The 11472-nt window shown below is 61.5% G+C and carries 10 protein-coding genes; 4 read left to right on the top strand and 6 right to left on the bottom strand.

All coding sequences use genetic code 11. The features are described from left to right. Positions 1-167 precede the first annotated feature (167 nt). Positions 168-1250, top strand: a complete 1083-nt coding sequence (gene gcvT / locus AACX99_RS01120) for a glycine cleavage system aminomethyltransferase GcvT (RefSeq protein ID WP_339409010.1) — start codon at positions 168-170, stop codon at positions 1248-1250. Positions 1251-1393: 143 nt separating this feature from the next. Beyond that, positions 1394-1783 (top strand): glycine cleavage system protein GcvH, encoded by a 390-nt coding sequence (gene gcvH, locus AACX99_RS01115; RefSeq protein ID WP_339409009.1) that lies wholly within the window; start codon positions 1394-1396, stop codon positions 1781-1783. Positions 1784-1865: 82 nt separating this feature from the next. Here the strand turns inward: gcvH and AACX99_RS01110 are convergent, their stop codons facing one another. The 4 genes from AACX99_RS01110 to AACX99_RS01095 all read right to left on the bottom strand — a co-directional run bounded on the left by AACX99_RS01110 (position 1866) and on the right by AACX99_RS01095 (position 6258). Continuing rightward, the gene (locus AACX99_RS01110) at positions 1866-3149 is read right to left on the bottom strand and encodes an esterase/lipase family protein (RefSeq protein WP_339409008.1); all 1284 of its coding nucleotides are present in this window, start codon (positions 3147-3149) and stop codon (positions 1866-1868) included. An 18-nt stretch (positions 3150-3167) separates the two neighbouring features. After that, the gene (locus AACX99_RS01105) at positions 3168-3623 is read right to left on the bottom strand and encodes an NfeD family protein (RefSeq protein ID WP_339409007.1); all 456 of its coding nucleotides are present in this window, start codon (positions 3621-3623) and stop codon (positions 3168-3170) included. Between the two features lie 3 nt (positions 3624-3626). Further along, positions 3627-4547 carry an SPFH domain-containing protein gene (locus tag AACX99_RS01100; protein ID WP_339409006.1) on the bottom strand — a complete coding sequence of 307 codons (921 nt, stop codon included), beginning with the start codon at positions 4545-4547 and terminating at the stop codon, positions 3627-3629. 124 nt (positions 4548-4671) lie between these two features. Next, the gene (locus AACX99_RS01095; RefSeq protein ID WP_339409005.1) at positions 4672-6258 is read right to left on the bottom strand and encodes a L,D-transpeptidase family protein; all 1587 of its coding nucleotides are present in this window, start codon (positions 6256-6258) and stop codon (positions 4672-4674) included. 170 nt (positions 6259-6428) lie between these two features. Between AACX99_RS01095 and AACX99_RS01090 the strand changes: the two genes are divergently transcribed. Next, positions 6429-7085 (top strand): murein L,D-transpeptidase catalytic domain family protein, encoded by a 657-nt coding sequence (locus tag AACX99_RS01090; RefSeq protein WP_339409004.1) that lies wholly within the window; start codon positions 6429-6431, stop codon positions 7083-7085. A gap of 134 nt (positions 7086-7219) precedes the next feature. Here the strand turns inward: AACX99_RS01090 and AACX99_RS01085 are convergent, their stop codons facing one another. Together AACX99_RS01085 and rpiA are read right to left on the bottom strand one after the other, a co-directional pair. Continuing rightward, a complete protein-coding gene (locus tag AACX99_RS01085) occupies positions 7220-9004 on the bottom strand; it encodes a GspE/PulE family protein (RefSeq protein WP_339409003.1) in 1785 nt (594 codons plus the stop codon). 117 nt (positions 9005-9121) lie between these two features. After that, complete coding sequence (gene rpiA / locus AACX99_RS01080; protein WP_339409002.1) at positions 9122-9796, bottom strand: ribose-5-phosphate isomerase RpiA; 675 nt, start codon at positions 9794-9796, stop codon at positions 9122-9124. 159 nt (positions 9797-9955) lie between these two features. On the opposite strand from rpiA, the gene ilvA reads away from it, so the two are divergent. Then, positions 9956-11470: a threonine ammonia-lyase, biosynthetic gene (gene ilvA, locus AACX99_RS01075; protein WP_339409001.1), complete on the top strand. Its 1515-nt coding sequence runs from the start codon at positions 9956-9958 to the stop codon at positions 11468-11470. Positions 11471-11472 lie beyond the last annotated feature (2 nt).

The following is an 11472-nucleotide window of genomic DNA, read 5'->3' as shown; positions in this document are numbered from 1 at the left end:
CGCCAGGCGTCTTCAGTACAGGCAAGACCAAGATGACCGCCCCCGGTGTTGCGGCTACAATGCGCGCCATTCGCAGCGGCCGATCATCTTGATAGCCCGTGCCAGTGCCCGATTGTGTGGGCTCAGCCGGGTTGCCGCTGCACTGCCCAGCCCGCAAGGAGACACTTATGGGACAGCGCACACCGCTTTATGACCTGCACCTCGCTCTGGGTGCCAAAATGGTCGACTTCGGCGGTTGGGACATGCCGTTGCATTATGGCTCGCAGGTCGAGGAGCACCACCAGGTGCGTCGCGACTGCGGGGTGTTCGATGTGTCGCACATGACTGTGGTGGACGTGACCGGCAGCCAGGCCAAGGCCTACTTGCAACACCTGCTGGCCAACGACATCGAACGCTTGCAAAGCGTCGGCAAAGCGCTCTACAGCGGTATGCTCAACGAGCAGGGCGGCGTGGTGGACGACCTGATCGTGTACCTGACCGACGCCGGTTATCGCGTGGTGGTGAATGCCTCGACCCGCGACAAGGACCTGGCCTGGATGCGTCTGCAGAGCGTCGATTTTGACGTGCAGCTGCAAGAGCGCGCCGAGCTGGCGATGCTGGCCATTCAAGGCCCGCACGCGCGCAGCAAGACCGCCGAGCTGGTCAGCCATTCGCGCGCCAACCTGATTCAGAGCCTCAAACCATTCGAAGGTCAGCCCGATGGCGAGTGGTTTATCGCCCGCACCGGTTACACCGGCGAAGACGGCCTGGAAATTATGCTGCCGGCCAGCGAAGTGGTGGCCTTCCTCAATGAACTGGTCGGCGCCGGGATTTCCCCGATTGGCCTGGGTGCGCGCGACACTCTGCGCCTGGAAGCTGGGATGAACCTCTACGGCCAGGACATGGACGAAAGCGTTACCCCGCTGGCCGCCAATATGGCTTGGACCATCGCCTGGGAGCCGGCCAGCCGTGGATTTGTTGGCCGCGCCGCGCTGCAGAAGCAGAAAGCCGAAGGTGTTGGCTCCAAGTTGGTCGGTCTGGTGCTGGAGGAGCGCGGTGTGTTGCGCGCCCACCAGGTGGTGCGGGTTGAAGGGGTGGGCGAAGGCGAGATCACCAGCGGCAGCTTCTCGCCGACCCTGGGTAAATCCATCGCCTTGGCCCGCGTGCCGGCAGCGACTAATGAACGTGCCGAGGTGGAGATCCGCGGCAAGTGGTACCCGGTGCGGGTCGTCAAGCCAACTTTTGTGCGTAACGGCAAGGCGCTGATCTAAGCCTTGAGCTGGCCATGGATGGTCGAGAACGCACCGTTTTGCAGCGGTGCGCCAGGTTTTTAAAGACTTTCTTTCGGTATGGCCAAGGCCTGCTAAATTTCCATGACGGCGTGGTCGCCGTCATGTCAGATGAGGAACGACACATGAGCAATATCCCCGCCGATCTGCGTTACGCCGCCAGCCACGAGTGGGCGCGCCTGGAAGCCGATGGCAGCGTGACCGTAGGCATTTCCGATCACGCACAGGAAGCCCTGGGTGATGTGGTATTCATCGAGCTGCCGGAAGTCGGCAAGACCCTGAATGCCGGTCAGGAAGCCGGGGTGGTGGAATCGGTCAAGGCCGCGTCCGACATCTACGCACCGGTCTCCGGTGAAGTGATCGCGATCAACGACGGCCTGGCCGACAGCCCGGAAAGCGTCAACAGCGACCCGTATGGCAGCTGGTTCTTCAAGCTCAAGCCGAGCGACGTCAGCGAACTGGACAAACTGCTCGATGCGGCTGCCTACAAGGCCAGCGCCGACAGCGACGCTTAAGTCGCACCTGCTCTGCCAACAAGCCTCGCATTGTCGAGGCTTGTTTGTTTTTGTGCTCGTCGGCTTACGGTGGCGGCTACGGCTAGTCAGTCGCCACTGTCTTGCAGCCCTGTGCCGGCAGGCTGTTCAGCGCGCGCTCAAGCAGTGCATTGCTGCGTTTGCTATTGAGGATGCTGGTGTGGGTTTCGTCGAGCAGATACAGACGTTCGGCTTCGTCCTGCGCGGCGGTGCGTAGTTCGCTGGCCAGCGGCACTGTGCCGTCGTTGGGTTCGGGCAACAGGCGCGTGTTGCCGGCGTAACTGACCAGCAACCATTGGCGCATATGCGTCGGCAGTGGGGTGGCGAACAGGTCTTGCAGGTAACGGCTGCCCGGCGCCATATCGCGCCATACCGGAATATCCAACGGCACGTCGCGCACCCCGCGGGCCGCCGAGGGGTGGCCAGCCCAGGGCGTCGATAGGGTGATAAACAGACAGAGCCGCTGATTCTCGTCATCACTCAACAGCTGCAGTGCATGGCGTGCGACCAGGCCGCCCATGCTGTGGGCGAATACATGCAGGCGCGTCGGTGTGTGGCGCATCTGCAAATCACGTATGCCGAGGCTGAGCATATAGGCGCTGTTGTTCAGCGGCAGGCCGCTGGGGAAGTGGTAGAGCACCAACTGATAACGTTGCAGGTCGAGATTGGCGGCCAGCTCCTGCCAGTCGCGCGGTGAGGAGTTGATACCGTGCACCAGGATGATCGGCTCCTTGTCCTCATCCCAAGGTTCGAGCAGATAGAGGCCGTAGCCCAGCTCGCGCATAAAGCTCAGCGGTTGCCAGGCACCTAGCCGTATGTTTGCATCGCTGAAGCGCGGGTCATCGAAGCTGACCGGCTGCAGGTAGTTGCTCTGCATGCGCGGTTGCTCGTGGTAGAGGACCTTGAGGCTGAGATCCAGTGCGGGGGCCGGTTGCAGGTCGGTGGCGGCAAGGCGTAGCGGGTTGAGCCGGCTCAAACGTGCCCGCTCGTCCGGTTCTGGCTGCACACTAAGTGGCGCGCTTTGCGCCTTGGCGAGCCAGTGACGGGGTTCATCGCTGTCGAGGATAAAGTTGCCGTTGCGGTCATCGAATGCCAGCAACTGGTAGGTGGCCGGCGCTTCGGTGAAATAGAACAGCTCGCCAGGTGCAGCGACGCGGTAGTTGACCAGCTTGCCCTGCGCGTCAAGCAGCGCGACCAGGGCGCTGCGCCCGGAGTCCGAGGTCTGCAGTTGGCCGGGAATCAGTAGCAGTTCCTGGCGGGCCTGCTGCATCTCTTTGTCCAGCTTGAGCAGGCTGCAACCGCTGCTGAGCAGCAGCGCAGTGGCCAGAATTACACGCCATTCGATCATCTGGTCACCTCGTAAGGCTTAACTTGCTTGTTCGGCCTCAACTCGCAATAGCACGCCATCTTGGCCAACTACGCGCACCGGCGTACCTGCGGGCAGATCACTGCCGATCACCAGCCACAGGCTGTCACCGGCCTTGATCTTGCCGCGTCCGCCATTGATCGCTTCGTGCAGGACGAAGGTGCGGCCGACGAATTCGCTGCCGCGCTGGTTCAGCCCTGGCTGGTCGGAAGGCTTGGCGGCGCTGCGTTGGCGCTGCCACCAGAACACGGCTGTGAGTATCGAGAGCACCCCGAACAGGATGAATTGCACGGCCCACGGCAGGCCCGGGAAGATAAAGGTCAACAGGCCGACGCTGGCGGCGGCCAGACCGATCCACAGCAAATAGCCACCGGCACCGAACACTTCGAGGATCAGCAACAGGGTGCCGAACGCCAGCCAGTTCCAGTACGACAGGTGCTGTAAAAAGTCCCACATGGTTTAACCCTTCTTCTCGCCGAAGGTGGCTTTGACAATTTCGCTGATGCCGCCCACTGCACCAATGACCTGGCTAGCTTCCAGCGGCATCAGGATGACCTTGCTGTTGTTGGCGCTGGCCAGTTGGCCGAGGGCTTCGATGTACTTCTGCGCGACGAAGTAGTTGACCGCCTGCACGTTGCCGCTGGCGATGGCTTCGGAAACCATGCGTGTGGCTTCGGCTTCCGCCTGGGCGGCGCGTTCGCGCGCTTCGGCTTCGAGGAAGGCGGCCTGGCGCTGGCCTTCGGCTTTGAGGATGTCGCCCTGCTTCTGCCCTTCGGCCGTGAGAATGGCAGCGGCGCGCAGGCCTTCGGCTTCGAGAATCTGTGCACGCTTGATCCGCTCGGCTTTCATCTGCCCGGACATGGCCGCCATCAGGTCGGCGGGCGGGCTGATGTCCTTGATCTCGATGCGGGTGATCTTGATGCCCCAGGGTGCTGTGGCTTCATCGACGGTGCGCAGCAGGCGCTCATTAATCGCGTCGCGCTGGCCGAGCATGGCGTCCAGCTCCATGGAGCCGAGCACGGTACGGATATTGGTCATCACCAGGTTGCGGATGGCGTGCTCAAGGTTGTTCACCTCGTACGCCGCCTGGGCCGAGTTGATGATCTGGAAGAAGCAGATGGCGTCGATTTGTACCGTGGCGTTATCGGCGGTGATCACTTCCTGCGGCGGAATATCCAGCACGTTTTCCATCACATTGAGCTTGCGGCCGATCTTGTCCATCACCGGCACGATGATGTTCAGGCCAGGCTTGAGGGTGTTGGTGTAGCGGCCGAAGCGTTCCACTGTCCATTCGAAGCCCTGCGGTACAACCTTGAAGCCCATAAATACGATGGCGACGGCGAGGCCGACGAATAGAAAAATGACGCTGCCGATTTCCATGTGGTGCGATTCCTTGGCGGTTTTTAGTCAGCGGATTAGCTGTTCAGATATCTAAGCACAGTTGGCGTTGGCACTGCTGTCGATGCCGTTGCAGAGTGCACCGATCAACGGTCATGGCTGCCGATCAATGCACGCTTGGCGTCAAGGCTTTGACCAGGCGCGCGTCGCGCGCGTAGATGTCCGGATAGTAGCGCAGGGCTCCATCCTTAGTGGCTTCGACCGTCCAGTAGGCAATCAGCAGCGGTGCCGGACGTTGCAGGCGGTATTGCTGGGTTTCGCCGCTGGCGATGCGTGTCTGCACGCTGCTCAGCTCATCCGGGGTGAGCAGCCAGGCGAGCAGGGTGTCGACAGCCTCGACCCGTACGCAGCCGGAGCTGAACGCACGTGGGGCCTTGCTGAACAGCTGCTGGCTAGGGGTGTCGTGCAAGTAAACCGCGAATGGATTGTCGAAGCGCACTGCTACCCGGCCGAGCGGGTTGTGGCTGCCAGCCGACTGGCGCAGACGGATCGGCCCCGGGTTTTCCCAATCGATGCTGTGTGGGTCGAGCAGGTTGCCGTCGCGGTCAAACACGCTCATCTGCTGGCGTTCGAGGTAGCCGATGTCGTCGCGAATGGCTGGCAGTTTGTCTTCGCGCAGGATGGTCGGCGGCACGGTCCAGGTCGGGTTAAGGGTCAGCCGCACAATGCTCGAGGCGAGCAGCGGCGTTTGCCGTTCGGCGCGACCGACCTGGGTACGGGTGCGCCACAGCAGCTGGTTGTTGCGCCGTACCTGGACTTCAGCGGCCGCGACATTGATCAGCACTTCGGCATCGCCCATGGTGTCGGCCAGCCAGCGCAGGCGTTCGAGATTGACGCGCAGTTGTTCGCGGCGCAGCTGAGGGCTGATATTCAGCTCGCTCAGGCTGGCGGGACCGAGAATGCCATCCGGGTTGAGGCTGTGGTCGCGCTGAAAATTCTCCAGGGCGCTTTGCGTAGCCAGATCATAGGTATTGCCCAGATCAGCTAACGGTGCAGCCAGGTAGCCCTGGGCGATCAGGCGTGCGCGCAATTCTGGCAGCCGTGAATCTTTGCCGCCGGGTTTGAGCTGTGGCCCGCTAGCCAGCGTTGCCCACTCCTGCAGCGGCTGCAGACGTTGTTGCGCATAGGCGCTACGCAATCGTTGGTATTGCACTGTCGCAGGCCGCGCACTGGCAAAGGCCGCCGCCGGCATATGCACATACAGCAACGCCAGTGAGAGGGTCGCCAGTTGTGGGTCTGGGTTAGTCTGCCCTGGCGCTTGCCACAGCGGTTCCAAGCGCTGTTGCAGCAAGCGGCCGCGACGCAGATGCAGCAGGGCCTGCAGATAGCTGTGGCTGGTCAGCAGTTCCGCGCAGTCGCGCTGCTCGGCGAAGCTTTCCGCAACCAGATTGGGCAGCGCATAGTCACTGGGCTGCAAGCCGTCATCGGCCAGTTGCGCCAGTTGCTCGCGCAATTGCAGGAGCTGCTCGCTGTTCTGCCATACAGGTTGGCCGTCGCGCTGGGCATAAAAAGCCTGCAGTAGGCGCTGGGCATTCTCGTCTAGGCTTATCGGCAATGGGCTGCAACGCTGCGGCAACTGGACCAGCAATGGGCGCAGATCAAGGTTGCTGGTAAAGGGCGCAGCGTCGGTACTGGCGACCAATGGCAGGGCGAGCAGAGCAGCGCTCAGGTAGAGTGTGCGTTTTTTGAACAATCTACTGCTCCAGTCCTTGGCTCTGAATAGAATCCCGTAGGTGGGATTTAACACAAAAGTATAGACAGGCCGTAGTTGGATCTTGTGACAGGACGTCCGTACCTTGAGGTAATTACACAATGTTTGGACGCCTTGGCAGATTCTGCCTAATTGGGTTGTGGCTGGCTTATATGCCGTTCTCGGCGAGCGCAGCCGAGCAGGATGGGCTGCTCAAGGATCTGACGCGGATTGCTCCCGGGCTTAATCAGCAGGCACTGCGTCATGCCCTGGCGGCTATGCAGTGTGCGGTCAATCATGGTGCCGAACCTGCGCGGCGCCTGGCCGTAATCGATTATTCGCGGCCGTCTACCGAGCGGCGTTTGTGGATATTCGATCTGCAGCGCAAGCGTCTGCTGCTGCGCGATTTTGTTGCCCACGGTCGAAAATCCGGTGAGAACTTTGCCGAGGTGTTTTCCAATCGCCTGGGTAGCCACCAATCCAGCCTGGGTCTGTTCCGCACCGCAGAAAGCTACAGTGGCAAGCACGGCTATTCCCTGCGTATGGATGGCCTGGAGCCTGGGTTGAATGATCTGGCCCGCGAGCGCGCCATCGTCATTCATGGTGCCGGTTATGTGAACCCACTCTGGGTCGCTAAACAGGGTCGTATCGGACGTAGCCTGGGTTGCCCGGCGGTGCGTCCGGAAGTGGCGCGGATGGTGGTCGACCAGCTGAAGGGCGGGCAGTTTCTCTTCGCCTGGCACTCCAATCAACGCTGGTTGCAGGCCTCTACCTATCTGGAGTGCAAGCCGCAGCGGGTGGCGACGTTGAGTCGTGTCGGGGAAGGCTGAGAGCCAGCTCATGATCTCGCGAGCTAGAGTCATGCAAGGCGAAAACAGGCGAGGAAGCGGAGTTTACTGTTGTAAATGAGCATTCCGAGCCTGTTTTCAACGCAGCAGGGCCGACGCGCAGCAGATCATTAAGGCTATTTCTGCTCGCTCTGCGGAGTGACCCGCAGCACTTCCTCGATGGTGGTCAGGCCAGCGGCGACCTTCTGCGCGCCGGACAGGCGCAGGCTGCGCATGCCTTCCTTGAACGCATGCCGACGCAGGGCAATCAGGTCGGTGTCGGCGGTGATCAGCGGCTTCATCGCGTCATTGATTAGCATGATCTCATACACCCCAGCGCGTCCGCGGTAGCCGGTGTCGCGGCATTCCAGGCAGCCGACAGCGCTGCAGGCCTGGGTTGGTAACGGTGCGTTCCAGGGTTTGGTCAGGCTTTGCCAGTCGTCTTCATCCAGTGTCTGCGGTGCCTTGCAATGTGGGCATAGGGTGCGCACCAGGCGCTGCGCCATTACGCCGAGCAGGGTGGACTTGAGCAGGTAGTGCGGCACGCCCAGTTCCAGCAGGCGGGTGATGGCGCTGGGCGCGTCGTTGGTGTGCAGGGTGGAGAGGACCAGGTGGCCGGTGAGCGCCGCCTGGATCGCCATTTCGGCGGTTTCCAGGTCGCGGATTTCGCCGACCATGATGATGTCCGGGTCCTGGCGCATCAGCGCGCGTACGCCGCTAGCGAAGGTCAGGTCGATATTGTGTTGCACCTGCATCTGGTTGAAGGCCGGTTCGACCATCTCGATTGGGTCTTCGATGGTGCAGAGGTTTACTTCCGGCGTGGCCAGTTGCTTGAGCGTGGTGTATAGCGTGGTGGTCTTGCCCGATCCAGTCGGCCCGGTGACCAGGATGATGCCGTTGGGCTGGCTGGTCATGCTCTTCCAGCGCTTCAGGTCATCAGCGGAGAAGCCCAGCTGGTCGAAGCTTTTCAGCAGCACTTCCGGGTCGAAAATCCGCATCACCATCTTTTCGCCAAACGCGGTGGGCAGAGTCGACAGGCGCAGCTCCACCTCGCCGCCGTCCGGGGTCTTGGTCTTGACCCGACCGTCCTGCGGTTTGCGTTTCTCCGCGACGTTCATCCGCCCCAGGCTTTTCAGACGGCTGACAATGGCCATGGTCACCTGGGGCGGGAATTGGTAGACGGTGTGCAATACGCCGTCGATGCGGAAACGCACGCTGCCCTGTTCGCGACGTGGCTCGATATGAATATCGCTGGCCCGTTGGGTGAAGGCGTACTGGAACAGCCAGTCGACAATATTGACGATATGCGCGTCGTTGGCGTCGGGCTCTTGGTCCTGGGCGCCGAGATTAAGTAGTTGCTCAAAGTTGCCCACGCCGCTGATCTTGCTGTCGCCAGCCGAGGCGCCGCTGACCGATTTGGCCAGGCGGTAAAACTCTACGGTAAATCGCTGAATATCCGTCGGGCTGGCTACCACGCGTTTGATCGGGCGTTTGAGCACATGGGTCAGGTTGGCCTCCCAGCTGTGCACCAGCGGCTCGCTGCTGGCGATAGTCACGCTGTCGTTGTCCACCGCCACAGCAAGAATCTTGTGGCGTTGAGCAAAGGCGTAAGACATCAGCGGGGTGATGGCGGCGACATCAATCTTGAGCGGGTCGATGCGCAAGAAGGGCTGCCCGCATTGTTCCGCGAGCCAGGCGGTCAACCTTTCAAGGTCAAGTTTTTTGCCTGGGTTCTTCAAGTCATCGAGTTGCTGGGCAGCGAGAAATTCCAGTGGATGTTGCTGATTGCTGACCGCGCTGCGGCGGATCGCCAGGCATTGTTCGGCATTGTCCTGATTGGTCCGGCCCTGGGCAACCAGCTCACGCAGAAGGTCGGCGAGCTCCAGCTGGCGATCATGGGCGGATGAGACAAATGCGGACATAAAGCTCCCTTAGGATCCTGGTAACTAAGCAATGCCGGCAGCATGACGCCGCGGGCGTGAACTGTCTGCCGACTTGATCCATTTTTGCACAGCTGCCAGCTTTCGCCGTCCGAGGCCTCAAGCACGCTTGAGAGTTTTTACGCCTTCAGCGGTGCCGAGTAGTAACAGATCGGCCGGGCGGGCGGCGAACAGGCCATTGGTGACCACGCCGACGATTGCGTTGATCTGGCTTTCCAGCTCGGCCGGGTTGGTGATCGACAGGTTGAACACGTCGAGGATGATATTGCCGTTGTCGGTCACCACGCCTTCGCGGTACACCGGGTCGCCACCGAGTTTGACCAGTTGGCGAGCCACATGGCTGCGCGCCATGGGAATCACTTCCACGGGCAGTGGGAAGGCCCCCAGGACAGGCACCAGCTTGCTGGCGTCGGCGATACAGATAAAGGTCTGCGCCACCGCTGCGACGATCTTTTCGCGGGTCAGGGCCGCGCCGCCGCCCTTGATCAGGTTGAGGTGCTCGTCGCTCTCGTCGGCGCCATCGACATAGAACTCCAGGTCGCTGACGGTGTTCAGCTCATACACCGGAATGCCGTGGCCTTTGAGGCGTGCGGCGGTGGCTTCGGAGCTGGCGACGGCGCCGTCGAATTCCATCTTGTGTTTGGCCAGGGCGTCGATAAAGCAGTTGGCGGTGGAGCCGGTGCCGACTCCGATCACACTCTTGGCGTCGAGTTTGGGGAGAATAAAGTCGACGGCAGCCTGGGCGACGGCTTGCTTGAGTTGATCCTGGGTCATCGTGGGGCCTGGTGTGAGAGTGAGGAAAGGCGCGAATTATAGCGCGGCTGGCCAGTTAGCGGACCTTCGGCCGGGAAAACCCCGTGCCTTGTATGGTCGTTCAGCGCGGGGCTGGGGTAGACTCGCTGACTCTTTGAAAAGCCGCCTGCGATGCCCGCCATGCTCGAACAGTACGTCAAGAAGATCCTCACCTCGCGCGTTTATGACGTGGCGGTGGAAACTCCGCTGCAAGCTGCCAACCAGCTTTCCGAGCGGCTGGGCAACCAGATTCTGCTTAAGCGAGAAGACCTGCAGCCGGTGTACTCATTCAAGATTCGCGGCGCCTACAACAAGCTGGCGCAGCTCTCTGCTGAGGAGCAGGCGCGTGGCGTGGTCACCGCCTCGGCCGGCAACCATGCCCAGGGCCTGGCACTGGCGGCCAAGGTTCTGGGGGTAAAAGCCACCATCGTGATGCCCAAGACCACCCCGGAGATCAAGGTGCAGGGTGTGCGCTCGCGCGGCGGCAAGGTGGTGCTGCATGGAGACAGTTTTCCCGAGGCGCTGGCCTATTCGCTGAAGCTGGTCGATGAGAAGGGCTACATCTATATCCACCCCTACGATGACCCGCACACTATTGCAGGGCAGGGCACGGTGGCGATGGAAATCCTCCGTCAGCAGCCGGGTCAGCTCGATGCGATCTTCGTACCAGTCGGTGGCGGCGGCCTGATCGCGGGTATCGCCGCTTATGTGAAATACCTGCGCCCGGAAATCAAGATCATCGGCGTCGAGCCGGATGACTCCAACTGCCTGCAGGCCGCCATGGCCGCCGGCGAGCGCGTGGTATTGCCGCAGGTCGGGCTGTTTGCCGATGGCGTGGCGGTGGCGCAGATCGGCCAGCACACCTTCGATGTGTGCAAGGACTATGTCGACGAGGTGATCACCGTCAGCACCGACGAGATCTGTGCGGCGATCAAGGACATTTACGACGACACCCGCTCGATCACCGAGCCGGCCGGCGCGCTGAGTGTGGCCGGGATCAAGAAATACGTCGAGCGTGAAGGCTGCCGCGGCCAGGTGCTGGTCGGCATCGATTCCGGTGCCAACGTCAACTTCGACCGCCTGCGCCACGTCGCCGAGCGCGCCGAGCTGGGCGAGAAGCGTGAAGCGATCATCGCCGTGACCATCCCTGAACAGCCGGGCAGCTTCAAGGCGTTCTGCGAAGCCATCGGCAAGCGGCAGATCACCGAGTTCAACTACCGCTACCACGAGGATAAAGAGGCGCACATCTTTGTCGGCGTGCAGACCCACCCGGAAAACGACCCGCGTGCGTTGCTGGTGCAGGGCCTGCGTGAGCAGGGCTTTCCGGTGCTGGACCTGACTGACAACGAGCTGGCCAAGCTGCATATCCGCCATATGGTCGGTGGTCATGCCGCAGCGGTGCCGGATGAGTGCGTCTACCGTTTCGAGTTTCCTGAGCGCCCGGGCGCGCTGTTCAATTTCTTACAGAAATTGGGTGGGCGCTGGAATATCTCGATGTTCCATTACCGTAATCACGGCGCGGCCGATGGTCGCGTGGTGGCGGGCCTGCAAGTGCCGCACGCGGAACGTCACCTTGTACCGGCGGCGCTGGAAGCCATCGGCTACCCCTATTGGGATGAGAGCGACAACCCGGCGTACAAACTCTTTTTAGGTTAATC

The sequence above is a fragment of the Pseudomonas sp. EA_35y_Pfl2_R5 genome, from assembly GCF_963970805.1.
Taxonomy (GTDB): domain Bacteria; phylum Pseudomonadota; class Gammaproteobacteria; order Pseudomonadales; family Pseudomonadaceae; genus Aquipseudomonas.
This window is presented reverse-complemented; position numbering and strand designations above follow the sequence as displayed.

What these genes read in the sequence shown, in the direction of transcription:
- gcvT (WP_339409010.1), top strand. Translation starts at nt 168, where the DNA reads ATGGGACAGCGCACACCGCTTTATGACCTGCACCTCGCTCTGGGTGCC.
- gcvH (WP_339409009.1), top strand. Translation starts at nt 1,394, where the DNA reads ATGAGCAATATCCCCGCCGATCTGCGTTACGCCGCCAGCCACGAGTGG.
- AACX99_RS01110 (WP_339409008.1), bottom strand. Translation starts at nt 3,149, where the DNA reads ATGATCGAATGGCGTGTAATTCTGGCCACTGCGCTGCTGCTCAGCAGC.
- AACX99_RS01105 (WP_339409007.1), bottom strand. Translation starts at nt 3,623, where the DNA reads ATGTGGGACTTTTTACAGCACCTGTCGTACTGGAACTGGCTGGCGTTC.
- AACX99_RS01100 (WP_339409006.1), bottom strand. Translation starts at nt 4,547, where the DNA reads ATGGAAATCGGCAGCGTCATTTTTCTATTCGTCGGCCTCGCCGTCGCC.
- AACX99_RS01090 (WP_339409004.1), top strand. Translation starts at nt 6,429, where the DNA reads ATGCCGTTCTCGGCGAGCGCAGCCGAGCAGGATGGGCTGCTCAAGGAT.
- AACX99_RS01085 (WP_339409003.1), bottom strand. Translation starts at nt 9,004, where the DNA reads ATGTCCGCATTTGTCTCATCCGCCCATGATCGCCAGCTGGAGCTCGCC.
- rpiA (WP_339409002.1), bottom strand. Translation starts at nt 9,796, where the DNA reads ATGACCCAGGATCAACTCAAGCAAGCCGTCGCCCAGGCTGCCGTCGAC.
- ilvA (WP_339409001.1), top strand. Translation starts at nt 9,956, where the DNA reads ATGCTCGAACAGTACGTCAAGAAGATCCTCACCTCGCGCGTTTATGAC.